Raw genomic sequence first — 24,024 nt, 5'->3', positions numbered from 1 at the left:
CGGCCCCCGCACCACCATCCCCACCCCCCGGAAGGCCGACGATGACCTCCTCGACCCTTGACGCCACCACGGCGTCGCCCGGCATATCCCGGCTGTCCCCGGTCCTCGCCGAGGTCGTCCGCTCCGGCTTCGTCGAGGGCGTGCACCGCGGCTCGCTGGTGCTGCTGGCCGCCGACGGCAGTGTCGAGCTCGCGCTCGGCGACCCCACGGCCCCGGTCTATCCGCGCTCCGCCAACAAGCCGATGCAGGCGGCCGCCGTGCTGCGCGCCGGGCTGGAGCTCTCCGGGGAGCGGCTGGCGCTGGCGGCGGCGAGCCACTCCGGAGAATCGTTTCACCTGGAGCTGGCGCGGACGATGCTCGGCGAGTTCGGCCTCTCCGAGGAGGACCTCCAGACCCCGCCCGACCTGCCGCTGGACCCGGTCGAGGCGGAGGCGTACCTGGCCTCGGGCCTGGCCCGCCACAAGGTCACCATGAACTGCTCCGGCAAGCACGCGGCCATGATCGCCGCTTGTGCGGCCAACGGCTGGCCCACCGAGACCTACCTCGACCCCGCCCACCCCCTCCAGCGCCTCGTCCTCGACGTCGTGGAGGCGGTGACCGGCGAGCCCGTGCACCACATGGGCACGGACGGCTGCGGCGCGCCCCTGATGGCGCTCTCCCTGACCGGTCTGGCCCGGGCGTTCCGCTCCTTCGTGCTGGCCGCGCCGGGCACGCCGGAGCGCGCGGTGGCCGACGCGATGCGCGCCCACCCCGAGTACGTCGCGGGCACCCGCCGTCCCGACACCTGGATCATGCGCGAGGTGCCGGGCGCGCTGTCGAAGATGGGCGCCGAGGCCGTGCAGGCCCTGGCCCTGCCGGACGGCCGGGCGCTGGCCTTCAAGATCGACGACGGGGCGGCGCGCGCCATGGGGCCCGTGCTGGCCCGCGCTCTCGCGCTGCTGGGCGTCGACTCGCCCGTCCTCGCCCGGATCGCCGAGGCGCCGCTGCTGGGCGGCGCGCAGCGGGTGGGGGAGATCCGCGCCGCGTTCTGACGCGCGTCGCGACGGGCGCGCCGACTCGGGTGCGCGCCGCCGGTTCCTGGCGCGCGCCCGCTGAGCGGTCCCTTCCACCTGGGCAGGTCCTGTTCCGGATCATTGACGGTCGTAGGAAATCGCGTGCGGCCCGGACGGGCCCGCCCCTAGCGTGCTCGCATGAACCCGAGCACCGGCATCGAAGTCCGCACGATCGGCGACGACGACGTCCCGGCCTGGTCGCGCGCCCTGCACACAGGTTTCCTCCAGCCCCCCGTGGCATCCAAGGAGGAGATCGAGATACGTCGCGCGGGGATGGACCTCGACCGCACCCAGGGGGCCTTCGACGACGGGCGCTGCGTGGCCACCTTCCGCACCTTCGCACAGCGGCTCACCGTGCCGGGCGGGGCGTCCGTGGCGACCAGTGCCGTCTCCAACGTGACCGTCTCGCCCACGCACCGCCGGCGCGGGCTCCTCGGCCGGATGATGGCGAACGACCTGCGGGCGGCCAAGGAGCGCGGCGAGGCGGCGGCCACGCTGATCAGCGCCGAGTGGCTCATCTACGGCAGGTATGGCTTCGGCCCCGCCACCTGGACCACCGAGTGGGAGGTGGACGTGGCCGCCGCGGGCCTGGACCGCCGCTACGCGGGGCCCACGGACGGCGGGCGCGTCGACTTCGTGGACCCCGGCACGGTGCGCGAGCTCGGCCCCGCCCTCCACGAGCGGCTGCGCGCCGCACGGCCCGGCTTCATCGACCGCGACGAGCGCTGGTGGCGGCGGGCCACGGGCGATCTCCGCCCGGCCGGCCGGCCGTGGACCGAGCCGTTCTACGTCCTGTACCGCGCCCCCGACGGCGATGTCGAGGGTCTCCTCGCCTACACCGCCGAGGACGTCTGGGAGGCCAAGCGCCCCCACGGCACGGCCTCCGTGCTCGACCTGATCGCGGTGAGCACCGAGGCCGAACGCGCCCTGTGGCACTTCCTGCTGTCGGTCGACTGGATCACCACCGTCCGCTCCGGCTTCCGCGCTCCCGACGACCTGCTCCCGCTGCTGCTGCCCGACCCGCGCGCGGCCAAGGTCACCACGCACGCCGACCTCCTGTGGCTGCGCCCGCTGGACGTGCCCGCCCTGCTGGAGGCCCGGACGTACGCCCAGCCCGGCGCGCTGGTCGTCGAGGTCGCCGACCTGGACGGCTACGCGGGCGGGCGCTTCCTGCTGGAGGCGGGGCCGGACGGCGCCGCCCGCTGCGCGGCCACCGCGCGCCCGGCCGACCTCGCCCTCGCCGCGCGCGATCTGGGCGCCCTGTACCTGGGCGACGAGTCCGTCGTACGGCTGGCCGCGCTGGGCCGGGTCGCAGAGGAGCGGCCGGGCGCGGCGGCGCGCGCCGAGCTGATGCTGCGCACGGCCCGGCGGCCGTGGTGCCCGGACGTCTTCTGAGCCCACCCGCTCCCGCTCGGGCGCTCCGCGGGTGCCCGGAAATCCGCGCTTGACCTCAATCGTGGTTGAGGTAAGAGGCTTCTTCCCAGCGGCCGCCACCGGCCCGCACCGATACAGCCCAGTGAAGCGCCTGAAGCGCCGAGAAGAGGACCCGTCATGTCCGAGACCCCGTACCGCCTCGCCGTCGTCGTCGCGTCGACCCGTGAGGGCCGCTTCGGCCCGACCGTCGCCGAGTGGCTCGCCGACCAGACCGCACGGCGCGACGACATCGACGTCGACGTCATCGATCTCGCCGAACACCCGCTTCCCGTCAGCCTGTCCAGGGACCCCGGCCCCGAGGACGCCGCCGCGCTGGCCGCCGTGACCCCGCGGCTGGCGGCGGCCGACGCCTTCGTCGTCATCACGCCCGAGTACAACCACAGCTACCCGGCGTCCCTGAAGAACCTCATCGACTGGCACTACACCCAGTGGCAGGCCAAACCCGTCGCCTTTGTCTCCTACGGCGGCCTCTCCGGCGGTCTGCGCGCGGTCGAGCACCTGCGCCCGGTCTTCGCCGAACTGCACGCCGTCACCATCCGCGAGACCGTTAGCTTCCACAGCCCCTGGGGCAAGCTGGACGCCTCCGGCCGCCACCTGGACGAGGAGGCGGGCGAGCTGGCCGCCGGTGCCGCGAAGGTGATGCTGGATCAGCTCTCCTGGTGGGCCGTCTCCCTGCGCGAGGCCCGCGCGGTCCGTCCGTACGGCGCGTGAGCCCGCGTTCCCGGCCGGGGCCGGCCGGTCGGCGCCGACCGGCCGGCGCTAACCGGCCGGGGGGAACACGACGACGCTCTGCGCCAGCCCGCCGTCCACCGGCAGCTTCACCCCGGTGGTGAACGTCGCCTCCGTGGCCAGGAACAGCGCCGCCCGCGCCACCTCGTCGGCCGAGCCGTGCCGCCCCATCGGCGTGGCGGCGTCGCCCAGCTCCCTGAAGTGCAGCCGCTCCTCGTCGGACATGTCGGCGATGCCCATGGTGGGGGTGTCGATGAAGCCCGGGCACACGGCGTTGACCCGGATGCCCTGCCCGACCAGCTCGGCCGCCAGCACCTGCGCGAACGCCCACACGGCGGCCTTCGACCCGGAGTAGACGCCCATGCCCGGCGCCCCCAGGGAGTCCGCGACGCTCGTGGTGAACACGATCGCCCCGCCCTCGCGTAACAGCGGGATCATCCGCTGCGCCGTGAAGAACGCCCCCTTCGCGTTGACCCCGAACTGCCGGTCGTAGGACTCCTCGGTGACCTCCGTGACCGGGCCGAGCTCCGAGACCCCGGCGTTGACGAAGAGGTAGTCGACATGGCCGAGGACTTCCTCGGCCATCGCGCCCAGCGCGGCGATGTCGTCGATGCTGGTGGTGTCGGAACGGACGACATGGGCGTGGGCGCCGAGCTCCTCCTGCGCTCTGAGCAGGTTTCTGTCGTTCAAGCCGGTCAATAACACCTCCGCCCCGCCTGCGACGAGGCGTCTGGCGATGGCCAGACCCATGCCCATGGTTCCCCCGGTGATGACGGCCTTCCTACCGTCGTAGCGAGGCCTGTCGGTGAACGCGTCCGTGGATTCGATGGAAATCGCCATGACCGTACTCTTTCGTGTCCCACTGACGCCCCGCTGCGGAAGGACTGACGGTCCACGGTCATGTCTGCCCGGCCGGGAGCGGCGCGCTGGGTTACGGTCATCGGCATGCGGTTCGGGGTGCTCGGTCCACTGACGGTGTGGGACGAGGCAGGGGATGCGGTCACGGTGCGCGAGGCGAAGGTCCGCGCGCTGCTGACGGACCTTCTGGTGCACGAAGGCCGGCCGGTCCCCACCGACCGGCTCGTCGACGACCTGTGGGGCGGCGTGCCCCCCGGCAACCCCGCCAACGCCCTCCAGGGCAAGGTCTCCCAGCTGCGCCGGGCAGTCGGCCGCGAACGCGTCGTCCACACCCCGCCCGGCTACCGGCTCCACCTGGACACCGGCGACACCGACGCCGACCGCTTCCAGGCCCTCGTCGCCCGCGCCCGGGCCGTCACCGCCCCCCGCGAGCGCGCCGCGCTGCTCACCGAGGCGCTGGGCCTGTGGCGCGGGCCCGCCTACGCCGACTTCGCCGACGCTGCGTACGTCCGCGCGGCCGCCCTGCGCCTGGAGGAACTCCGGCTGACCGCGCTGGAGGAACAGGCCGAGGCCCGGCTCGAACTGGACGAACACGGCCGTCTCGCCGGGGAGCTCACCGCGCTCGTCGCCCGCCACCCGCTGCGCGAACGGCTGCGCGCGGTCCAGATGCGCGCCCTGTACCGGGCCGGACGGCAGAGCGAGGCCCTGGCCTCCTACGCCGGGCTGCGCGAACGGCTCGCCCGCGAACTGGGCCTGGACCCGGGACCGGAGCTCACCGCCCTCCACCAGGCGATCCTCACCCAGGCCCCGGAACTCACCGGCCGGGCCCCCGCCCTGCCGTCCGGCCCGGCGGCCGTCCGCACCAACCTCCCCGCCCCCCTCACCGAACTCATCGGCCGCGAGGACGCCATGGCGGAGGTCACCACCCTGCTCCGCACCGGACGCCTGGTGACGCTCACCGGGCCGGGCGGCGTCGGCAAGACCGTCCTCGCGGTCGAGGCCGCGGGCCGGCTCGCGGGCGGCCGCCTCGACGAGGTGTGGCTGGCGGAGCTGGCCGGGCAGCACGGCGACGCCGACTCCCTGGCCGAAGTGATCGCCGGGGTCATGGGCGTACGCGACGACGGGGCGCCGCACGGCGCGCCCGCGCCGCTGTCGGCCGTGGAACGCCTCGCCCAGCGGCTGCGCGACCGGCGGGCCCTGCTGATCCTCGACAACTGCGAGCAGGTCATCGAGGCCGCCGCCGAGCTCACCGACCGGCTGCTGCGGGCCGCGCCCGGCCTGCGCGTCCTGGCCACCAGCCAGGAACCGCTGGGCCTGCCCGCCGAGACGGTGCGCTCCGTCGAACCGCTGCCGCAGGCCGACGCGGTACGGCTCTTTACGGTCCGCGCGGCCGCCGCCGCCCCCGGCTTCGTCCTGGACGACCGCAGCAAGGACGCCGTCGACGTCATCTGCCGCCGCCTGGACGGGCTCCCGCTCGCCCTGGAACTCGCCGCCACCCGCGTCCGGGCGCTGGGCGTGCGCGAACTCGCCTCACGACTGGACGACCGCTTCGGCATCCTGACGGGCCGTCGACGGGGCGCGCCGCGGCGGCAGCAGACGCTGCGGGACGTCATCGACTGGAGCTGGGGGCTGCTGACCGTCCCCGAACGGACCGTCCTGCGGCGACTGGCCGCCCACACCGACGGCTGCACGCTGGCGGCCGCCGAGGCCGTCTGCGCGGGCGAGGGCGTCGAGCGCGGGGACGTACTGGGCCTGCTGGCCCGGCTCGTCGACCGGTCCCTGGTCCTGGTGACCGACGACGACCGGGGTCCCCGCTACCGGCTGCTGGAGTCCGTCGCCGCCTACGCCACCGAGCGGCTGCGCGAGGTCGCGGACGAGACGTGCGTGCGCCGGCGGCACCTGCGCTACTACGCCGACCTCGCCGAGCGCGCCCGCCCGTATCTCCACGGCGCCGATCAGCGCGAGTGGCTGGGCCGGCTGGACGCCGAGAGCGGCAACATGCGCGCCGCGCTCGACACGGCCGTGCGCGAGGGCGCGGCGGACGAGGCCCGCCGGCTGGTGGGCTCCCTGGCCTGGTACTGGCTGCTGCGCGGCCGGCTGGGCGAGGCGCGCCGCCGGGCGGCGGCGGCCCTGTCGACCGGCGAGTCCGGCGAGATCCGCGCCGTGCACAGCGGCTTCGCGCTGCTCTCGGGCCACCGGGCCGAACCGCCGCCGTACGAGGGGCTGGACGGGCCGGGCGTCCGGTCCAGGGCCCGCTGGTTCCTGGCGTACGCCCTGTTCAACACCGGTGACCTGGCCGCCAGCGAGAAACAGACGGAGCTGGCGCTGACGGGCTTCCGGGAGCACGACGACCGCTGGGGCATCGCGGCCGCCCTCGCCCTGCGCGCCACGCACGCGATGATCCGCGGCGAGCTGGCCGCCGTCCGGCGCGACGGCGAGGCCAGCGCGGCCCTCTTCCGGGAGCTCGGCGACCGGTGGGGCCAGCTCCAGAGCGTGGCCCCGCTGGCGACCCTGGCCGAGATCGGCGGGGACTACGCACGGGCCGAACGGCTGCTGAACGACGCGCTGATCATCGCGGAGGACCTGGACCTGGCCACCGAGGTCTCCCTCCTGCTCTCCCACCTCGGCCGGGTCGCCCTGCTGACCGGCTCCCCGGGCGCGGCCCGGGCGCTGCACGAGAGGGCCCGGCGGACGGCCGTGGCCCAGGGCTTCAAGTTCGGCGAGATCCACGCCGAGCTGGGCCAGGCGCTCTCGGCCCGGCGGGAGGGGGACCTCGCCACTGCGGAAACGATTCTGCTGAAGATCCGGGACTGGTACGACGCGGTGTCGGCGGAGCCGGGCAATCCGCTGGTCCTCGACGAACTGGGCTTCGTCGCCGAGCTGCGCGGCGACGCGGTCGCGGCGTGGCTGCTGCACCGGGAGGCGCTCGACATCGCCCGGCTGATCGGCGACCCGCGCGCGATGGCCCTCCCCCTGGAGGGCCTCTCCGGCGCCGCCGCGCTCGGCGGCGACCCCGGGCTGGCCGCGCTCCTCCTGGGCGCCGCCGCGAGCGCCCGCGCCTCGGCGGGCGCCCCCCTGCCGCCCGCCGAACGCGGCGACGTCGACCGCGTCACGGCGGGCGCGCGGGCGGCCCTGGGCGAGGAAGCGTTCGCGGCCGCCTTCGACCGGGGCACCCGGCTGGGGCTGGCGGTGCTGGGGGCGCGGGTGATGCCGCGGATGCCGCTGGGGGGCGGGTAGGCCGTACGGGCTGGGGGTGGGCGGGCCTGCGCCTCGTACGGCCTAGGGGCCGGAGGGCACCGCTCCCAGTTCCGGGCTCAGGGCGTGGGCGTCCAGGCGGCGACCAGGGCGAGCAGGCCGGGGAAGCGGGCGTTGAGGTCGTCGACGCGGACGTGGCTGCGGCGCTCCAGCCCGTACTGCCGCTGACGCGTGACGCCCGCCTCGCGCAGGGCCTTGAAGTGGTGGGTGAGTGAGGACTTGGGGCGGTCCAGCCCGAACCAGCCGCACGGGTGGTCGAACTGCTCGGACTCCAGGAGGAGTTTACGGACGATCCCCATTCGCAGGGGGTCGCTGAGCGCGCCCATGACCGCCTCCAGGCGGATCTCGTGGGCTGCGGGCTCCGGGAGGGGCTCCGGCAGGCCGTCGGGGGTGGGCAGGACCTTGATGACCGTGCCGGTTCCGGCTGTTGACGTCATGACCGCTCCCTCGCAGCGTGCCGTTTTCTTGTACGAGTCTGATCGTACTGCATGCTAAGTTCGACTCGACTCGTACTGGAGCTCGCCAAGGGGGACCCCTGTGACCATCACTCGTCCTGCGCCCGTGGAAGCGGCGGCGGTTGCGGCGCCAGCCGTCGCTCCGGCCTGGTGGATCTGGCTGGCGGCCTGGCCGGTCACAGCGGTTTTCGTCCTCTCCAACGCGGCGACACCGCTGTACGGGCTGTGGCAACGCGACATCGGCTTCTCCAAGGGCACGATGACCGTCGTCTTCGCCTGCTACATCGTGGGCCTCATCGGCTCGTTGCTGGTGTCGGGCGTGGTCTCCGACCGGGTCGGCCGCAAGCCGGTGCTGCTCCCGGCGCTGGGGCTGGCGGTGCTGGCCTGCGGGATCTTCGCCACGGCCACGTCGGTGGTCGCGCTGATGCTGGCCCGTCTGCTCACGGGTGTCGCGGTCGGCGCGGTGGTCTCCGCGGGCATGGCGGCGGTGACGGACATCGCCGGCCCCGACCGCAAGCGACTCGGCGCGCTACTGGCGTCCTGCGCGATGGTGCTCGGCGCGGGCCTGGGGCCGCTGCTGGCCGGTGTGCTCTCCGAGACGCTGCCGGGCCCGACGGTGACCGTCTTCCTGGTCGAGATCGCGCTGCTCGTCGTGGCGTTCGTGACCGTGCTGCGGATGCCGGTGTCCCGGCGGCCGTCCGCTTTGGGTGAGGGTGCCTGGATCCGGCTGCCCAAGGTGCCGCGGGGCAACGGGCGTCAGCTGCTCCTCGGGATCGCGGTGTTCGCCCCCGGCATCACGTCGACATCCTTCGTGCTCTCGCTCGGCCCGTCGCTGTTGTCCGGTCTGCTGGGCACCACCAGCCGTGTGGTCGCGGGTGCGATGGCCTTCGTGATGTTCCTCGCCGCCACGGGGGTGCAGTTCGCGGTGAAGGGGCTGCGGGTGCGGGTGATTCTGCTGGGCGGGGCGGGGAGTGTCGTGGCGGGCATGGTGGCTCTCGTGGCCGCCGTGTGGACGTCGTCCGTCGTCCTCCTGGCCGCCGCCGCGATCCTTGTCGGCGCGGGTCAGGGCATGGGCCAGCTCGGCGGTCTCTCCCTGCTGAACTCCACCGTCCCCGGCGACCGCCTCGCCGAGGCGAACGCCGCCCTGAACGTGGGCGGTTACCTCCCGGCGGGCGCTCTGCCGGTCGCGGCGGGCTACTTGAGCGATGGGGTTGGACTGACGGGCGGGGCGACGACGTTCGCGGTGGTGCTTGCGGTTTTGGCGGTGGGGGGTGGGGTGGTTGTGGCCGGGGGGCGTGCGGTGCGGTGAGGTTGCGGGGTGCCCGCGAGGGGGCATTCCCCAGACCCGCCCTTTCCCCTCTTCCCGGGGTTGCCGCCCCGGCCCCCGCCCCTTGCCCCCTCCGGGGGCTGCGGCCCAGGCCTCGTGCCCACCAAGCCCTGAGCCCTCGGGCGGCCGTCGGGCCCCGCGCCCGCCCGCCCGGGCCGTGCCCGCCTGGTCCCCGCCCAGCAGGCCGCGAGCACGAGCGGGCCCCGGGGCTCGCCCCCAGGAGACACGTGGGGGCTCATCCACCCCCGCCAAAGCCCAGCCGCACGGCGTCAGGGCTCGACCACGACCTCCTGCGCCGCCGCCGTCGCATCGCCCACCAGCAGTGCCGCGTCCACCGGGACGTTCCGCTTCACCAGGGCCAGGGCGATCGGGCCCTGTTCGTAGTGGCGTGCCGAGGTCGTGATGAAGCCGAGCTGGCGGCCCTCGGGGCCGTCGGAGGCCAGGCGGACGGGGGCGCCGTGGGCCGGGAGGGAGACTTCGCTGCCGTCGAGGTGGAGGAAGACCAGGCGGCGCGGCGGCTTCCCCAGGTTGTGGACGCGGGCCACCGTCTCCTGGCCTCGGTAGCAGCCCTTCTGGAGGTGGACGGCCACGCCGATGAGGCCCAGCTCGTGGGGGATCGTCCGGTGGTCGGTCTCCAGGCCGAGCCGCGGGCGGTGGGCCTCGACGCGCAGGGCCTCGTAGGCGAGGACGCCCGCCGCCGGGCCGTGCGCGGCGGCGAAGGCCGGCAGGTCCGCGCGCGGCAGGAAGACGTCCCGGCCGTGGGACGTCTCGCGGGCCACGACGCCCTCGGGCGTCTCCGCGATCGAGCCGGCCGGCAGGTGGACCATCGCGATGTCGTCCGTCCGGTCGGCGACCTCGACCCGGTAGAAGAACTTCATGCTCTCCAGGTAGGCGATGAGCGCCTCCCGCGTGCCGGGCTCCACGTGGATCCAGGTCGTCTCACCGTCGTCGACCAGATACAGGGCGTGCTCGATGTGGCCGTGCGGGGAGAGGATCAGGGCCTCCGTGGCCTGCCCCGCCGGGAGCTCGCTCACGTGCTGGGTGACGAGCAGGTGCAGCCAGCTCAGCCGGTCGGAGCCGGTGACGGTCAGGACGTCCCGGTGCGAGAGGTCCACGAAACCGGTTCCGCCGGCGAGCGCGCGCTGTTCGCGGAACAGGTCGCCGTAGTGCGCGGCGACCCCTTCGTCGGGCCCCTCGGCGGGGACGGCGCCGGGCAGCGACAGCAACGGGCTCTTCGATTGACGCAGCATGAGGCCAAGCCTACGGCGCGGCGTCCGGCGCCTTCGAGGAGCAGTCGGCGCACCGGCCGAAGATCGCGAAGTGCTTCATGTCCGTCTCGAAGCCGAAGGTCTCGCGGAGCTTCGCGGTGAAGTCCGCCGCGACCGCCAGGTCGGCCTCGACGACACCGGTGCAGTCCCGGCACACGAGGTGTATGTGGTCGTGCCGGTCGGCGAGGTGGTAGGTCGGCGCCCCGTGCCCGAGATGGGCATGGCTGACCAGCCCCAGCTCCTCCAGCAGCTCCAGCGTCCGGTAGACCGTCGAGATGTTCACCCCGCCCGCGGTCCTGCGGACCTCGGTGAGGATGTCGTCCGGCGTCGCGTGTTCGAGCCGGTCCACGGCTTCCAGGACGAGCTGGCGCTGCGGGGTCAGCCGGTAGCCGCGCTTACGGAGGTCGCTCTGCCAGTCGGTGTCCACCACGCTCCCAGTCTAGGCAGCGTCACGCGCCCCGTACCCCCTTCAGATATCCGGCGAGCGCGGCGATGGCCGACGGATTGCGGGGGCTTTCGACGAGATCGACGTAATCGAGGACGAAAACCCGGTCGTTCTTGATGGCGGAGACCCCCGCGAGCGGCGGGTAGGACATCAGGAACTTCTTCTTCTCCTCCGCGCTCACGGCCCCGTAGTTGTTGATCACGATGACCTCGGGGTCCCGCTCCACGACCGTCTCCCAGCCGACCGTCACCCAGGAGTCCTTGAGGTCCTTCATCACATGGTCGCCGCCCGCCTTGGCGATGATGTCGTGCGGCCCGGCGAAGGCCCCGGCGGTCAGCGGCTTGTCCTTGCCGTCGTCGTAGAGGAAGACCCGCGGCGCCCGGCCGTCCTTCGGCACCGCCGCCTGGGCGTCGGCGACCTGCTTCTTGAAGCCGTCGACGAGCTTCCGTGCCCGGTCCTCGACGTCGAAGACCTTCCCGAGCGTCTCCAGGTCGGTGTAGAGCGCCTCCAGCGGCGGCATCACCCCGCGCGACGCGCCCGTCCCGCCGTTGTGGCAGGACTCGGTGAGGACGTACGAGCCCACGCCGACCTTCTTCAGCGCCTCCGGGGTGAAGCCGTTCCCCTCGCCGAAGCCGTAGTTCCAGCCCGCGAAGACCAGATCCGCCTTGGCGTCGAGGACGAGCTCCTTGTTGATCTCCTTCTTCGACAGCCACTTCGCCCTGTCGTAGCCGCTCTTCCAGGGTGCGGCTCCCTTGTCGTCCCTGCTCGTGCGGTAGTCGGGCGCCACATAGCCGGCCATGTGGTCCTCCAGGCCCAGCGCGAACATGATCTCGGCTATCCCGACGTCATTGGTCACCACGCGCTCCGGTGCCTTGTCGTACGTCGTCTTCACGCCACAGTTGGAGATCGTCACCGGGTAGTGGCCGCCGGCCGCCGCCTTCGACTGTTTGCCGTCGGGAGCTTCCGAAACCTTGGCGCCACAGCTCGTGAGGGTGATGGCGGTGAGGACGGCGAGGGTGATGCGGGCGGTTCGCATGCGGGGTTCCTTACGGGAGGCGGTCGAAGAGCAGCTGCGGGGCGCCGGAGACCGGGTGCGGCACGCGGTGCGCCCGTACGCCGAAGACCTCGGCCAGCAGCTCGGCGGTCAGCACGGAGTGCGGCGGCCCGGACGCGACGACGCGCCCACCGGCGACGACGTACAGCGCGTCGCAGTACCCGGCGGCGAGATTGAGGTCGTGCAGCGCGGCCAGCACCGTCACCCCCGATTCGCGCACCAGCGACAGGACCTCCAGCTGCTGGGCGATGTCCAGGTGGTTCGTCGGCTCGTCCAGGACGAGCACCTTCGGCTCCTGGGCCAGCGCCCGCGCGATCAGCACCCGCTGCTTCTCGCCCCCGGACAGCGACAGGAAGCCCCGCCCGGCCAGGTGCGAGGCGCCCGTCCGTGCCAGCGCCGCCGCGCACACCTCGGCGTCCGCCGCCGTGGCCCGGCCGCCCGGGCCCTGGTGCGGCAGCCGGCCCATGGCCACGACCTCGGCGGCCGTGAAGTCGAACTCGCTGCCCGACTCCTGCGGCAGCGCCGCCAGCCGCCGCGCCCCCTCGCGGGCGGGGAGCGCGTGGAGATCGTCGCCGTCCAGCAGCACCCGCCCGGCGGCCGGCCGCAGCGCGCGGTAGACGCAGCGCAGCAGCGTGGACTTGCCACTGCCGTTCGGCCCCACCAGCCCCACGAACTGCCCGCTGCCCGCCCTCAGCTCGATGTCCTCCACCAGCCGCGCACCCGCGATGTCGACCGCGAGCCCCTCGATGTCGACCCGCATCACGACCCCCCGAAGACATAGCCGCGCCGCCGCATCAGCAGTACGAAGCAGGGCACCCCGATCAGCGCGGTGATCACCCCGACCGGCAGCTCCACCGGCGCCAGCAGCAGCCGGGAGACGACGTCCACCCACAGCAGGAGCACCGCGCCCATGAGCGGCGCAACGGCCAGCACCCGGCGGTGGTCGGCGCCGACGAGCATGCGGGTGACGTGCGGGACCATCAGCCCCACGAAGCCGATCGCTCCGCTGACGGCCACGACGGCCCCGGTGACCGCGGCCGTCACCACGAACAGCACCCGCCGCAGCCGCTCGGCGTCCACGCCCAGCGTGGCGGCGGTCTCGTCGCCCATGGCCAGCGCGTTCAGCCGCGGTGCCGACCACAGCAGATACCCGGTCCCGGCCAGCACCACGGCCGCCGCGATCGGCACGGACGACCAGGTGGCCCCGCCCAGGCTGCCCAGCAGCCACATCATGGCCGAGCGCGCCGCCTCGCCCCGGTCGGCGCTGAACACCATGAGCGTGGTGATCGCGGAGAAGCCGTAGTACATCGCGCTGCCGGTCAGCACCAGCCGCAGCGGCGTCAGCCCGTGCCGGGTGCGCGCCGCCGCGTAGACGAGCGCCATCGCGGCCAGCGCGGAGGTGAACGCGGCACCGGACAGCGCCCACACGCCGAGCGAGCCCAGCGCCCCGAAGAGCAGCACGGCGTTGGCGCCGACGGCGGCGCCGGAGGAGATGCCGAGGACGAACGGGTCGGCGAGGGCGTTGCGCACCATCGCCTGCACGCCCACTCCGATGGCCGACAGCCCCGCGCCGACGACGGCGGCCAGCAGGGCGCGCGGGAAGCGCAGCTCCCAGACGATCGTGTACGCCGGTACCTCGTCCGGTGCGATGGTCCCGCCGCTCAGCCCCGCCCACAGATGGCGCGTCGTCTGGCCCCAGCCGACGCCGGACGCGCCGAGCGCCACACAGCACAGCAGGGAGACGAGGAGGGCGGCGGAGAGGGCGGCCAGGAGGGGTGGCAGGGGGAGCCTGCGGGGGTGCGCCACGGGCGGTACGCCTTCGCCTCGGGCCGTGGCTCCGCGCGCGAAAGCGTTAAACGTAGACGCTGTAAACGCGTACGGGTGTCCCCTCGCAGTCCACGGCGAGTGTGCTGGGAACCGCGCCGCCGCGGGTGATCGGGCTCGCGGAAGGCCCCGGAAAGGGCCTTCCGCCTACCGTTGCGGGTCAGCGCCGGAATTCGACCGGACTTCCCCCGCGGGGCGCGAAAGAGGTTACTTTTCCTCGGGCTTGTACGGCGTGCCGTCGGGGTTGAAGAAGGAGACGCCGTCCGGCAGGTCGTCGGGCAGGTTGCGCGCCCAGTCCTGGAGGTCCGCCGGGACCTTCTTCAGCTGCGCCGACATGTACGGGCGCAGCGGCACCTCGGGGGTGGCCTTCTCGCCGACCCACATCAGGTCGCCCTTGACGTAGCCGTAGAGGCGCTTGCCGCCCGAGTACGGGCCGGAGGCGGCGGTCCGCGCGACGGCGTCCGTCGCGATGTCGATCTGCGGCTTCTGGTCGGCCAGCTCGCCGTACCAGACCTCGACGACACCGGTGTCGCGGATCATGACGATCTCGACCTTGCGGTTCCTGTCGATCCGCCAGTAGCCGGTCTCGGTCTCCAGCGGCTTGACCGGCTTGCCGGCGGCGTCCAGCACCCAGGAGCGCGAGACGTACTCGAGGAAGTCCCGGCCGTCGTGGCTGAAGACGACTTCCTGCCCGAAGTTGCACTTCTCGGCGCCGGGGAAGTCATGGACGCCCGCGCCCTCCCACGTGCCGAGGAGGAACGCCAGGGGGACCAGGTCGGGGTGAAGGTCGGACGGAATCTCGATCATGGGCTCAGGCGATCTGTAGGCGGTGCGGACAAAGGGGTCAGCGCTGGCCCTGGTACAGCTTCTTCCAGGTCAGGCCCGCGAAGGCCATGACGCCGACGGCGACCAGTACCAGCAGGGTGGTGAAGAAGCCTTCAAGCACGAGCGCGCTCCTCGGTCGGGATGGAGATCAAATGTCGGTACGGACCGGACAGGAGTCTAGTCGGCCGCCTCGGGGACGGCGCTGTGAGGTCGGCCGCCCCGCCGTCCTAGAGTGACGGGCATGGCGAACGCGAAGAAGCTCGTGATCAAGGTGACGGCGGGCGCGGACGCGCCCGAGCGGTGCTCGCAGGCGTTCACGGTGGCCGCCGTGGCCGTGGCCAGCGGTGTCGAGGTGTCGCTGTGGCTGACGGGGGAGTCGTCGTGGTTCGCGCTGCCCGGGCGCGCCGCGGAGTTCGAGCTGCCGCACGCGGCGCCGCTGCCGGACCTCATCGACGGGATCCTCGCCGGGGGCGGGATGATCACGCTGTGCACGCAGTGCGCGGCGCGGCGCGGGATCGAGGAGAAGGACCTGATCGAGGGCGCCCGGATCGCGGGCGCGCAGGTGTTCGTCAGCGAGGCGATGGCGGACGGCACGCAGGCGCTCGTCTACTGATCCGCCGGACCTTAACCGGGTTAATCGCGGCCCCAGGGGTCGCGTGGCCCCTGACGGCGCTTGCCGTCCAGCTCGTCCCACCACTCGTCCGACTTCTCGTCGCCCGACGGATCGTCCCACCAGCGGTCCTCGGGCCCCCGGCGGTTCGCGACGATGGCCGCGACCGGCGGGATGACCATGGCGAAGAGGCACAGCCCCACGGCCGCCGGCACCGACCACAGGCGCACGACGGCCCATGCCATGACGAAGAGGAAGATGCAGGTCCCCATCATGGCGAAGTAGAGGTGCTTACGCCTCGCGTACACGCTTTCACGGTACGACCGTGGGGCGCTCTGCGCGAAGGGCGCGAGGGGTGCGCGAAGGGCCGCACCCCCCACAAGGCGTCCAACCCCGGGGTGCGGCCCTTCGAGTCTCGTGGCCGTTCGAGCGGCCGGCCTCAGACGGCGATGACGACCTCCGCCAGCGCGCCCTTCTCGGTGAGCACGACCTTGCGGTCGGCCGTGGCGCCCGGGACGAGCGCGCGGACCGTCCACGTGCCCTCGGCGGCGTAGAAGCGGAACTGTCCGGTCGCGGACGTGGGCACCTCCGCCGTGAAATCGCCGTGCGAGTCCAGGAGCCGGACGTAGCCGGCGACGGGCTCGCCGTCGCGGGTCACCGAGCCCTGGATGGTGGTCTCACCGGCCTTGGCGGTCGAGGCGTCGGGGCCGCCTGCTTTCGCTCCACACATGTGCGTTCCTTTCCGTTGGCGCGGGAGGCTCAGTTGCCGGTGCCGAGCTCGATCGGCACGCCGACCAGGGAGCCGTACTCGGTCCAGGAGCCGTCGTAGTTGCGGACGTTCTGCTGTCCGAGCAGCTCGTGGAGGACGAACCAGGTGTGCGCCGAGCGCTCGCCGATGCGGCAGTAGGCGATGGTGTCCTTGGCGAGGTCCACGCCCGCGCCCCGGTAGAGCTCCGTGAGCTCGTCGTCGGACTTGAACGTGCCGTCGTCGTTGGCCGACTTCGACCACGGGATGTTGCGCGCGGTCGGGACGTGGCCCGGGCGCTGCGACTGCTCCTGCGGGAGGTGCGCCGGGGCGAGCAGCTTGCCGCTGAACTCGTCGGGGGAGCGCACGTCGACGAGGTTGAGCTCGCCGATGGCGGCCAGGACGTCGTCGCGGAAGGCGCGGATGGACGCGTCCTGCGGCTGCGCGCGGTAGTCGGTCCGCGGGCGCTCGGGCACCTCGGCGACGAGGTCGCGGGAGTCGAGCTCCCACTTCTTGCGGCCGCCGTCGAGGAGCTTCACGTCCTGGTGGCCGTAGAGCTTGAAGTACCAGTAGGCGTAGGACGCGAACCAGTTGTTGTTGCCGCCGTAGAGGACGACGGTGTCGTCGTTGGCGATGCCCTTCTCGGACAGCAGCTTCTCGAAGCCGGCCTGGTCGACGAAGTCACGGCGGACCGGGTCCTGAAGGTCGGTCTTCCAGTCGATCCGGATGGCGGTCTTGATGTGGTTCTTGTCGTACGCGGACGTGTCCTCGTCCACCTCGACGATGACGGTCTTGGGGTGGGCTTCGTCGATGCGGGCCTGGACCCAGTCGGCGTCCACCAGGACGTCACTGCGGCTCATGCTGATCTCCTCCGGGGCGGTTGCTGGCGTGCCGGTGCGCGGCGCGTGCGCGTGGTGCGGTGAGCGGGTACGCGGCACCGCGCGGCGAGTGGAGCGGTGGTGCGGGGAGGCGGCCGAGGGGCCGGAAAGGGGTCCGTTAAACGGTCCCCGTCAGACACGGCGACACAGCATGGCGGCAACACGGCACAGGTCCACTGCCCGCCGCTTGGTGAGATCCGCCTGTCGCTTCATAAGGGGGATCGTAGGGAGGGGCGGGAGCCCTGTCACCGGGGTGCCGGATAATGAGACAAAAAATCCCACATGTTGGGATCGGAATCTTCGCGGAAGGCTCGCCGGCCCCCGTCCGGCCCTTTCATGGGCTCGCGTGGACTGATGTGCGGACGGGGGTGTCTCGTACAGTGGACGGGGGTCTCAGCCCGTCAGGTTGACGTCGGTGCCGGTGAGGGTGATGTCGATGCCGTTCGGCGTGGCGACGACCGTGTCGAGCTTGATGCCCCTGGGCAGGCCCGTGATCTTCCGGTCGAAGTCGGTCTTCTCGCGGATCTTCCGCTCCAGACCGGGGATGCCCTGCGCGGGGACCTCGTTGGCCCGGACGCGGACGGTGTCGCCGTTCACGACCGTCACGGTGGAGATCACGCTCTGCTGCGACGTCTGGCCCATGACGGTGACCTTGCCGGAGACCTTCACCTGGTTGCCGCCGGTGGTCTCCTTGCCGCCGTAGCCGACGGTGGCGTCGGGGTCGCCGGTGGCCTTGGTCAGCTCCTCGTAGGTGAGGTGCGCGGTGCCGGACGCGCGGCCGGCGGTGGCGGAGGTGTAGCTGCTGTCGACGCGGACGTCGTGCAGGGTGGCGTCGAAGCCGCTCACCGTGATGGAACGGTCGCCCGCGCCGGCGGTGACGCCGCCGTCGAGCTTGATCTGGACCTCGTCGAGCCGCGAGCTCGCGACCTGGGTGAGGAAGGGGAACCCCTTGATGGAGACGTCCGGGGTGCCGGAGAGGCCCTGGCTGCTGCGGATCTTGTCGGCTACCTGGTTCTCGGCGAAGTAGACGGCCGCACGGTCGGCGCCTATGAACAGGGCCGCCAGGATTATGGCGGCGATCAGGAGCCTGCGTATCGCGCGCATCGGTTCGTTCGTCCCCCACTCTTGGTCAGGCTTTCCCGTGAGCCTAACCGGGTGAGGGCGGTGGGTGGCAGGGCCGGGTGTCACCGGTCTGTAACCGTTTGGGGGGTCTTACCCCAAAAAACGCCGGACAGGCTGAAATCAGCCCGTCCGGCGTTCGAGGACCGGGGGTCCGGGGGCGGAGCCCCCGAAGTTCCCTACCCCAGCGCCCGCCCCAGCACGTACACCGCCGGCGCCGCCAGCGCCAGCGGCAGCGCCACGCCCGCCGTCAGGTGGACGAAGCGGGAGGGGTAGTCGTAGCTGGCGACCCGCAGGCCGGCCAGGGCGCAGACGCCGGCCGCCAGGCCGAGCAGCGCGGCCGACGCGCCGAAGCCGGTCAGCTGGCCGCCCGCGATGCCCGCGCCCGTCGCGGCGATCAGCGCGACGACGGGGGCGGCTACCGAGGGCAGCGGCAGGGCGCGGGCCAGGACGGCCGCGGCCACGCCGAGCGCGCCGATCACCACCGCGTCGGAGTCGGCCGCCAGGTGGGCGCCCGCCATGACGGCCAGGGCCGACGAGGCGGTGGCCGCCGTCAGTCCGTAGAGCCGCTCGTCCGGCGCGGCGTGGCTGCGCAGCTGGAGGACGACGACCAGCAGGATCCATACGCCGAGGGTGCCGAGGAGGACCGTCGGCGCCTTGGCCGTGTCGGTGGCCAGCAGGCCGATGTCGGCGGCCACGCCGCCGAGGAAGGCCAGCGCGATGCCCTGCCGGGCGGGCCACATGCCGTTCAGCCGGAACCAGCCCGCCGCCGTCACCGCCTGGAGCAGCACCACGGGCACGGCCAGCGCGGGCCGCCCCAGCGGCGCCACGGCGGCCAGCAGCCCGGCGAGCGCGGCGGTGATCAGCGCCGGCTGGAGACCGGGCGACACGATCTGCGCGCGGCCCTCCGCCTTCGCCTTCTCGGCCGCGGTCATCGGCCGCTCGGCCACCTCACCGGCGACCGGCGCCGACGCCGTCACGACCACGCCCTCCGGACGGGGCACCGGCAGCGCCCCGGCTCCGGCCCCGGCTCCGGCGGGCTCGTAGCCGCCGGACGGCTGCTGCCGGTCCCAGGACGACGCCGCGTCATCGCCGCCGCCCGTCGGCCACGACGCGTCGTACGCGGGCGCGGGCGTGGCCGGGGCCGCGGGGGCCTGCTCCCGGCTCTCGTCGAGCGGCTGCTGCCAGGTGTGGGTCTCCCAGGTCTGGGTCTGCCAGGTCTGGGTGTGCGGCTCGTCGTGCTGCTGGTAGTCCTGCTGGGCCTGCGGCCACGCGGCGGGCTGCTGGTGCGACGCGTGCTGGTGCTGGGCTTGCTGGTGCTGCGCGTGCTGCTGCGCGTCGTAGCCGTAGCCGTACGCCGACGACCCGTCAGCCTGCCCGGCCTGTCCGTCCGGCCCCTGGTCGTACGAACCGTAGCCCTGCTGCGGCTGCTCGTACTGCGGGTACTGCCCGTGCTGGTCGTACCGGTCATAGGGATTGCGGTGGTGCTGTTCGCTCATGCTGCCGGGTCACCCTCCTGCGAAGGGCGGGAGCACCTCGACCGTGCCGCCCTCGGTCAGTCGGACCGTCGAGTGGTCGCGCGTGCCGACGGGGTCACCGTTCACGAGGAACGAGCAGCGGGCGAGCACCCGCGCGAACTCCGGCGCCGCTTCGTGCGCCCGCCGGGCCGCGACCAGCGCGTCCGCGAGCGTGCGCGCGGCGTACGGCTCCTCGGCCGTGCCCGCGGCGGCCTTGGCCGCGGCCCAGTACCGGATCGTGCCGGCCGGAGGTTCCGGCGGCCCCGGCTGTGCCGGCAGTGATGCCGGACGAGCCGTGTGTGTCGTCGCCACGGCGACCCCTTTCGGTTTCTTGCCGCCTCCATGATGACGGGTGCCGGGCCCGGCATGTCCCCGCCCGGTAAAGGAGAGGCCCCATCGAGAGGTGCTCGCATAGGCTTCTTGTGTGTTGGTGCGACTTCTACGGTCGTCTTTGCGGCCCTACTCCGGAGCGATCGCGCTGATCGTGCTCTTGCAGCTCGTTCAGACCCTCGCCACCCTCTACCTCCCCAATCTCAACGCGGACATCATCGACAAGGGTGTCGTCAAAGGCGATACCGGATACATCCTGAGCACCGGCGGGCTGATGCTCGCCGTGACCCTCGTGCAGATCGTCTGCGCCATCGGCGCGGTGTACTACGGCGCCCGGACGGCCATGGCGGTCGGCCGGGATCTCCGCGCCGCGGTCTTCGACCGGGTCCAGTCCTTCTCCGCGCGTGAGGTGGGGCAGTTCGGGGCGCCCTCGCTGATCACCCGCACGACCAATGACGTCCAGCAGGTCCAGATGCTGACCCTGATGGCGTTCACGCTGATGGTGTCGGCGCCGATCATGTGCGCGGGCGGCATCGTCCTGGCCGTCCAGCAGGACGTGCCGCTGTCCGCGCTGCTGCTGGTGATCGTCCCGGTCCTGGCGGCCATCGTGGGCGTGATCATCTGGCGGATGCGGCCGGTGTTCCGCGGGGTGCAGGCCCGTATCGACACGGTCAACCGGGTGCTGCGCGAGCAGATCGCGGGCATCCGCGTCATCCGCGCGTTCGTCCGCGACGACCACGAGCGGAAACGATTCCGGAACGCCAACGCCGAGCTGATGGACGTCTCGCTGCGCGCGGGCCGGCTGATGTCGCTGATGTTCCCGTCCGTGATGCTGGTCGTGAACCTGTCCTCGATCGCCGTCGTGTGGTTCGGCGGTCACCGCATCGGGGACGGCGGCATGGAGATCGGCGCGCTCACGGCGTTCATCAGCTATCTGATGCAGATCCTGATGTCGATCATGATGGCCACCTTTATGTTCATGATGGTGCCGCGCGCCGAGGTCTGCGCCGAGCGCATCCAGGAAGTCCTGACCACCGAGTCCAGCGTGGCGCCGCCCGCCGTCCCGGTGACCGAGCTGCGGGGGCGCGGTCACCTGGAGCTGCGCGCCGTGGAGTTCGGCTACCCGGGCGCCGAGGAGCCGGTGCTCCGGGACGTCTCCCTGGTGGCCCGGCCCGGCGAGATCACGGCCGTCATCGGCTCCACGGGCAGCGGCAAGTCGACCCTGCTGGGCCTCATCCCCCGGCTGTTCGACGCCACCGGGGGCGCCGTCCTCGTCGACGGCGTGGACGTACGGGAGCTGGAGCCTGCCGCGATGTCGGAGGCCGTGGGGCTCGTCCCCCAGAAGCCGTACCTCTTCTCCGGCACCGTCGCCTCCAACCTTCGCTACGGACGCCCCGACGCGACCGACGAGGAGCTGTGGCAGGCGCTGGAGACAGCGCAGGCCCGTGAATTCGTCACGGCCATGGAGGGGATGCTGGAGGCGCCGATCTCCCAGGGCGGCACCAATGTCTCCGGCGGTCAGCGGCAGCGCCTGGCGATCGCGCGGGCCCTGGTCCGCAAGCCGGAGATCTACCTCTTCGACGACTCCTTCTCCGCCCTCGACTACGCGACGGACGCCCGGCTGAGGGCCGCGCTGTCGCGTGAGACCGGGGACGCGACGGTGGTGATCGTCGCGCAGCGGGTGTCGACCATCCGCGACGCCGACCGCATCGTGGTCCTCGACGAGGGCCGGGTCGTCGGCACGGGCACCCATACCGAACTGATGGGGACGAACGAGACCTACCGGGAGATCGTTCTCTCCCAGCTCACCGAGGAGGAGGCGGCGTGACGTCCCTCGAGAAGCCCGCCGCGCCCACCGCCGGCGGCCCGGACGGAAAGTCCGGCGGCCCGGACGGCAAACCTGGCGGCCCGGACGGAACACCCGGCGGACCGAGCGGCAAGCCCGGGGGCGGTCCCGCCGCCCCCCAGCGCAGAGGCCCCGCGCCCGCCGTCGGCATAGCCCGCTTCATGGGCGGCCAGCCCACCGAGAAGTCCATGGACTTCGCCGGCTCCGGCCGCCGCCTCCTGGCCCGGCTGCGCCCCGAGCGGGCGGTCGTCGCCATCGCCCTGGCGCTCGGCGTGGCCAGCGTGGGGCTGGCCGTCATCGGCCCCAAGGTCCTCGGCCACGCCACCGACCTGATCTTCGCCGGTGTCGTCGGCGCCGGGCTGCCGGCCGGCGCCACCAAGGCCGAGGTCCTGGCCCGGATGCGGCAGCAGGGCAACGGCAAGATCGCCGACGTGCTCTCCGGCGTGGACTTCGTCCCGGGCCACGGCATCGACTACGGCGCCATCGGCACGGTGCTGCTGTGGGTGACGCTGATCTACGTGGGCTCGTCCCTCTTCCAGCTCGTCCAGGCCCGCATCGCCACGAACGTCGTCCAGAAGGCCGTGTTCCGGCTGCGCGAGGAGGTCGAGGAGAAGCTCGGCCGGCTGCCGCTGAGCTACTTCGACAAGCAGCAGCGCGGCGAGGTCCTCTCCCGGGCCACCAACGACATCGACAACATCGCGCAGACCCTCCAGCAGACCCTCAGCCAGATCATGGCCTCCCTGCTGACGATCGTCGGCGTGCTGGCGATGATGTTCTGGATCTCCTGGCTGCTGGCCCTGGTCGCCCTGGTGACCGTGCCGGTGTCGATCATCGTCGCCACCCGGATCGGCAAGCGGGCACAGCCGCAGTTCGTCGCGCAGTGGAAGTCCACGGGCAAGCTCAACGCCCACATCGAGGAGATGTACACCGGCCACTCGCTGGTGAAGGTCTTCGGCCGCCAGAAGGAGTCCGCCGAGACCTTCCGCAAGGAGAACGACGAGCTCTACGAGGCCGGGTTCAAGGCACAGTTCATCTCGGGCCTGATCCAGCCCGCGATGATGTTCATCGGCAACCTCAACTACGTGCTCGTCGCCGTGGTCGGCGGTCTGCGCGTGGCGACCGGTTCGCTGTCGATCGGTGACGTCCAGGCGTTCGTGCAGTACTCGCGCCAGTTCAGCCAGCCGCTGACCCAGGTGGCCTCCATGGCCAACCTGGTCCAGTCCGGTGTGGCCTCGGCCGAGCGCGTCTTCGAGCTGCTGGACGCGGAGGAGCAGTCCACCGACCCGGTGGACGCGCGCCGTCCGGACCACGTACGCGGCGAGGTCGCCTTCGAGAAGGTCTCCTTCCGCTACGAGCCCGACCGCCCCCTCATCGAGGACCTCTCGCTGACGGTCCGGCCCGGCCAGACCGTCGCCATCGTCGGCCCGACCGGCGCCGGCAAGACCACCATGGTCAATCTGCTGATGCGGTTCTACGAGGTCAACGGCGGACGCATCACGCTCGACGGCGTCGACGTCGCCCAGATGTCCCGTGAGGAGCTGCGCTCCCACATCGGCATGGTCCTCCAGGACACCTGGCTCTTCGGCGGCACGATCGCGGAGAACATCGCCTACGGCGCCCCCGAGGGCGTCTCCATGGACAAGATCGTGGAGGCGGCGAAGGCCACCCACGTCGACCGCTTCGTCCGTACGCTGCCCGACGGCTACGAAACGGTGATAGACGAGGAAGGTTCCAACGTCAGCGTCGGCGAGAAGCAGCTGATCACCATCGCGCGGGCCTTCCTCGCCGAGCCGGAGATCCTCGTCCTCGACGAGGCCACCAGCTCCGTCGACACCCGCACCGAGGTGCTGATCCAGCAGGCCATGGGCCGGCTGCGGACCGGGCGCACCAGCTTTGTGATCGCCCACCGGCTCTCGACCATCCGGGACGCGGACGTGATCCTGGTGATGGAGTCCGGCCGGATCGTGGAGCAGGGCACCCACGACTCGCTGCTGGCGACGGGCGGGGCGTACGCCCGGCTGTACGAGGCGCAGTTCGCGGAGCCGGTCGCGGAGGCGTAACGGCATCGGGGCGCGCGCCGTCGTGGCGGCGCGCGCCCCGGCGCGTGCTCCCATGCGCCGTCTGTGCCTCATCGCACCCCCATCCGGCCGTCCGCCGGCCGGTGGGTGCGCGAGACTGGACGGTGCGGGACGCCCCGTCCCGCGACCGCCGCGCCGGACGCCGCCCCACTGCCGTCCGCTGTCAAGAGTGCGATGCGATGACCACTCGAAGTGACCGACGAAACACAAGCTCATGCAAAATCGTCCGCGCCGTCGAAAGTCGGGTGGGTTATTCTGCTGCGCAGAGAGGATCCGGGCAGAGTGGCCCCCGGGTCCTTTTGTGCATTCGGACGACGAGCAGTGCCCCAACCGTCCTCGCAGGGACCGAGGAGGAACCGACGTAATGGGCGAGCG

Annotated in this window: 22 protein-coding genes; 8 read left to right on the top strand and 14 right to left on the bottom strand. The window is 72.5% G+C overall.

Going from position 1 to position 24,024, the window contains the following annotated elements; genetic code table 11:
* Positions 1 to 41 precede the first annotated feature (41 nt).
* The 3 genes from RM609_RS25200 to RM609_RS25190 all read left to right on the top strand — a co-directional run bounded on the left by RM609_RS25200 (position 42) and on the right by RM609_RS25190 (position 3,197).
* Positions 42 to 1,031: an asparaginase gene (locus RM609_RS25200; RefSeq protein WP_311613835.1), complete on the top strand. Its 990-nt coding sequence runs from the start codon at positions 42 to 44 to the stop codon at positions 1,029 to 1,031.
* 159 nt (positions 1,032 to 1,190) lie between these two features.
* Positions 1,191 to 2,447 (top strand): GNAT family N-acetyltransferase, encoded by a 1,257-nt coding sequence (locus RM609_RS25195; RefSeq protein ID WP_311613834.1) that lies wholly within the window; start codon positions 1,191 to 1,193, stop codon positions 2,445 to 2,447.
* A 156-nt stretch (positions 2,448 to 2,603) separates the two neighbouring features.
* On the top strand, positions 2,604 to 3,197 hold the full coding sequence (locus tag RM609_RS25190; RefSeq protein WP_311613833.1) for an NADPH-dependent FMN reductase: 594 nt from the start codon (positions 2,604 to 2,606) through the stop codon (positions 3,195 to 3,197).
* A gap of 48 nt (positions 3,198 to 3,245) precedes the next feature.
* Here the strand turns inward: RM609_RS25190 and RM609_RS25185 are convergent, their stop codons facing one another.
* Entirely contained in the window at positions 3,246 to 4,055 is an 810-nt protein-coding gene (locus tag RM609_RS25185) for an SDR family NAD(P)-dependent oxidoreductase (RefSeq protein WP_311613832.1), read from the bottom strand.
* A gap of 60 nt (positions 4,056 to 4,115) precedes the next feature.
* Here RM609_RS25185 and RM609_RS25180 point away from each other — a divergent pair, with 60 nt between their 5' ends.
* Positions 4,116 to 7,310, top strand: a complete 3,195-nt coding sequence (locus tag RM609_RS25180; RefSeq protein WP_438828528.1) for an ATP-binding protein — start codon at positions 4,116 to 4,118, stop codon at positions 7,308 to 7,310.
* Positions 7,311 to 7,387: 77 nt separating this feature from the next.
* Here the strand turns inward: RM609_RS25180 and RM609_RS25175 are convergent, their stop codons facing one another.
* Entirely contained in the window at positions 7,388 to 7,765 is a 378-nt protein-coding gene (locus RM609_RS25175; RefSeq protein WP_311613831.1) for an ArsR/SmtB family transcription factor, read from the bottom strand.
* A gap of 100 nt (positions 7,766 to 7,865) precedes the next feature.
* Between RM609_RS25175 and RM609_RS25170 the strand changes: the two genes are divergently transcribed.
* Complete coding sequence (locus RM609_RS25170; RefSeq protein ID WP_438828527.1) at positions 7,866 to 9,092, top strand: MFS transporter; 1,227 nt, start codon at positions 7,866 to 7,868, stop codon at positions 9,090 to 9,092.
* Positions 9,093 to 9,379: 287 nt separating this feature from the next.
* Here RM609_RS25170 and ygfZ read toward each other — a convergent pair whose 3' ends face one another.
* The 6 genes from ygfZ to RM609_RS25140 all read right to left on the bottom strand — a co-directional run bounded on the left by ygfZ (position 9,380) and on the right by RM609_RS25140 (position 14,508).
* Positions 9,380 to 10,360: a CAF17-like 4Fe-4S cluster assembly/insertion protein YgfZ gene (gene ygfZ, locus RM609_RS25165; protein ID WP_311613830.1), complete on the bottom strand. Its 981-nt coding sequence runs from the start codon at positions 10,358 to 10,360 to the stop codon at positions 9,380 to 9,382.
* A gap of 10 nt (positions 10,361 to 10,370) precedes the next feature.
* Complete coding sequence (locus tag RM609_RS25160) at positions 10,371 to 10,808, bottom strand: Fur family transcriptional regulator (RefSeq protein ID WP_311613829.1); 438 nt, start codon at positions 10,806 to 10,808, stop codon at positions 10,371 to 10,373.
* A gap of 19 nt (positions 10,809 to 10,827) precedes the next feature.
* Complete coding sequence (locus tag RM609_RS25155; RefSeq protein ID WP_311613828.1) at positions 10,828 to 11,859, bottom strand: ABC transporter substrate-binding protein; 1,032 nt, start codon at positions 11,857 to 11,859, stop codon at positions 10,828 to 10,830.
* Between the two features lie 10 nt (positions 11,860 to 11,869).
* On the bottom strand, positions 11,870 to 12,637 hold the full coding sequence (locus tag RM609_RS25150; protein WP_311613827.1) for an ABC transporter ATP-binding protein: 768 nt from the start codon (positions 12,635 to 12,637) through the stop codon (positions 11,870 to 11,872).
* Positions 12,637 to 13,683 (bottom strand): FecCD family ABC transporter permease, encoded by a 1,047-nt coding sequence (locus tag RM609_RS25145; protein ID WP_311613826.1) that lies wholly within the window; start codon positions 13,681 to 13,683, stop codon positions 12,637 to 12,639. Before RM609_RS25145 ends, RM609_RS25150 begins: the two co-directional genes overlap by 1 nt.
* A 225-nt stretch (positions 13,684 to 13,908) precedes the next feature.
* The gene (locus tag RM609_RS25140; RefSeq protein WP_311613825.1) at positions 13,909 to 14,508 is read right to left on the bottom strand and encodes a heme-binding beta-barrel domain-containing protein; all 600 of its coding nucleotides are present in this window, start codon (positions 14,506 to 14,508) and stop codon (positions 13,909 to 13,911) included.
* Between the two features lie 259 nt (positions 14,509 to 14,767).
* Here RM609_RS25140 and RM609_RS25135 point away from each other — a divergent pair, with 259 nt between their 5' ends.
* Positions 14,768 to 15,139 (top strand): DsrE family protein, encoded by a 372-nt coding sequence (locus RM609_RS25135; protein WP_126915426.1) that lies wholly within the window; start codon positions 14,768 to 14,770, stop codon positions 15,137 to 15,139.
* 20 nt (positions 15,140 to 15,159) lie between these two features.
* On the opposite strand, the gene RM609_RS25130 is transcribed toward RM609_RS25135, so the two are convergent.
* The 6 genes from RM609_RS25130 to RM609_RS25105 form a co-directional block, all read right to left on the bottom strand.
* Positions 15,160 to 15,516, bottom strand: coding sequence for a DUF3099 domain-containing protein (locus tag RM609_RS25130; protein WP_311613824.1), 357 nt, complete (start codon positions 15,514 to 15,516; stop codon positions 15,160 to 15,162).
* 59 nt (positions 15,517 to 15,575) lie between these two features.
* The gene (locus RM609_RS25125) at positions 15,576 to 15,866 is read right to left on the bottom strand and encodes a DUF1416 domain-containing protein (RefSeq protein ID WP_311613823.1); all 291 of its coding nucleotides are present in this window, start codon (positions 15,864 to 15,866) and stop codon (positions 15,576 to 15,578) included.
* A gap of 29 nt (positions 15,867 to 15,895) precedes the next feature.
* Entirely contained in the window at positions 15,896 to 16,741 is an 846-nt protein-coding gene (locus RM609_RS25120) for a sulfurtransferase (protein ID WP_311613822.1), read from the bottom strand.
* A 411-nt stretch (positions 16,742 to 17,152) separates the two neighbouring features.
* On the bottom strand, positions 17,153 to 17,863 hold the full coding sequence (locus RM609_RS25115; protein ID WP_311613821.1) for an LmeA family phospholipid-binding protein: 711 nt from the start codon (positions 17,861 to 17,863) through the stop codon (positions 17,153 to 17,155).
* Between the two features lie 194 nt (positions 17,864 to 18,057).
* Positions 18,058 to 19,377 carry a hypothetical protein gene (locus RM609_RS25110; RefSeq protein ID WP_311613820.1) on the bottom strand — a complete coding sequence of 440 codons (1,320 nt, stop codon included), beginning with the start codon at positions 19,375 to 19,377 and terminating at the stop codon, positions 18,058 to 18,060.
* A 9-nt stretch (positions 19,378 to 19,386) separates the two neighbouring features.
* Positions 19,387 to 19,674 (bottom strand): MoaD/ThiS family protein, encoded by a 288-nt coding sequence (locus RM609_RS25105; RefSeq protein WP_311613887.1) that lies wholly within the window; start codon positions 19,672 to 19,674, stop codon positions 19,387 to 19,389.
* A gap of 145 nt (positions 19,675 to 19,819) precedes the next feature.
* Here RM609_RS25105 and RM609_RS25100 point away from each other — a divergent pair, with 145 nt between their 5' ends.
* The gene (locus RM609_RS25100; protein WP_311613819.1) at positions 19,820 to 21,553 is read left to right on the top strand and encodes an ABC transporter ATP-binding protein; all 1,734 of its coding nucleotides are present in this window, start codon (positions 19,820 to 19,822) and stop codon (positions 21,551 to 21,553) included.
* A gap of 179 nt (positions 21,554 to 21,732) precedes the next feature.
* Positions 21,733 to 23,631 (top strand): ABC transporter ATP-binding protein, encoded by a 1,899-nt coding sequence (locus tag RM609_RS25095; RefSeq protein ID WP_311613886.1) that lies wholly within the window; start codon positions 21,733 to 21,735, stop codon positions 23,629 to 23,631.
* Positions 23,632 to 24,024: the final 393 nt, after the last annotated feature.

Origin of the sequence: Streptomyces hesseae, assembly GCF_031845785.1 — a bacterium.
Taxonomy (GTDB): domain Bacteria; phylum Actinomycetota; class Actinomycetes; order Streptomycetales; family Streptomycetaceae; genus Streptomyces; species Streptomyces hesseae.
The sequence above is the reverse complement of the archived record's forward strand: the minus strand, read 5'-3'. Positions and strand labels throughout refer to the sequence as shown.

Bases quoted from the DNA above. Each gene is read 5' to 3' on its own strand.
- RM609_RS25120 (WP_311613822.1), bottom strand. From the start codon at position 16,741: ATGAGCCGCAGTGACGTCCTGGTGGACGCCGACTGGGTCCAGGCCCGC.
- RM609_RS25095 (WP_311613886.1), top strand. From the start codon at position 21,733: ATGGGCGGCCAGCCCACCGAGAAGTCCATGGACTTCGCCGGCTCCGGC.
- RM609_RS25195 (WP_311613834.1), top strand. From the start codon at position 1,191: ATGAACCCGAGCACCGGCATCGAAGTCCGCACGATCGGCGACGACGAC.
- RM609_RS25125 (WP_311613823.1), bottom strand. From the start codon at position 15,866: ATGTGTGGAGCGAAAGCAGGCGGCCCCGACGCCTCGACCGCCAAGGCC.
- RM609_RS25185 (WP_311613832.1), bottom strand. From the start codon at position 4,055: ATGGCGATTTCCATCGAATCCACGGACGCGTTCACCGACAGGCCTCGC.
- ygfZ (WP_311613830.1), bottom strand. From the start codon at position 10,360: ATGCTGCGTCAATCGAAGAGCCCGTTGCTGTCGCTGCCCGGCGCCGTC.
- RM609_RS25150 (WP_311613827.1), bottom strand. From the start codon at position 12,637: ATGCGGGTCGACATCGAGGGGCTCGCGGTCGACATCGCGGGTGCGCGG.
- RM609_RS25190 (WP_311613833.1), top strand. From the start codon at position 2,604: ATGTCCGAGACCCCGTACCGCCTCGCCGTCGTCGTCGCGTCGACCCGT.
- RM609_RS25140 (WP_311613825.1), bottom strand. From the start codon at position 14,508: ATGATCGAGATTCCGTCCGACCTTCACCCCGACCTGGTCCCCCTGGCG.
- RM609_RS25175 (WP_311613831.1), bottom strand. From the start codon at position 7,765: ATGACGTCAACAGCCGGAACCGGCACGGTCATCAAGGTCCTGCCCACC.
- RM609_RS25200 (WP_311613835.1), top strand. From the start codon at position 42: ATGACCTCCTCGACCCTTGACGCCACCACGGCGTCGCCCGGCATATCC.
- RM609_RS25155 (WP_311613828.1), bottom strand. From the start codon at position 11,859: ATGCGAACCGCCCGCATCACCCTCGCCGTCCTCACCGCCATCACCCTC.
- RM609_RS25180 (WP_438828528.1), top strand. From the start codon at position 4,116: ATGTCTGCCCGGCCGGGAGCGGCGCGCTGGGTTACGGTCATCGGCATG.
- RM609_RS25135 (WP_126915426.1), top strand. From the start codon at position 14,768: ATGGCGAACGCGAAGAAGCTCGTGATCAAGGTGACGGCGGGCGCGGAC.
- RM609_RS25110 (WP_311613820.1), bottom strand. From the start codon at position 19,377: ATGAGCGAACAGCACCACCGCAATCCCTATGACCGGTACGACCAGCAC.
- RM609_RS25115 (WP_311613821.1), bottom strand. From the start codon at position 17,863: ATGCGCGCGATACGCAGGCTCCTGATCGCCGCCATAATCCTGGCGGCC.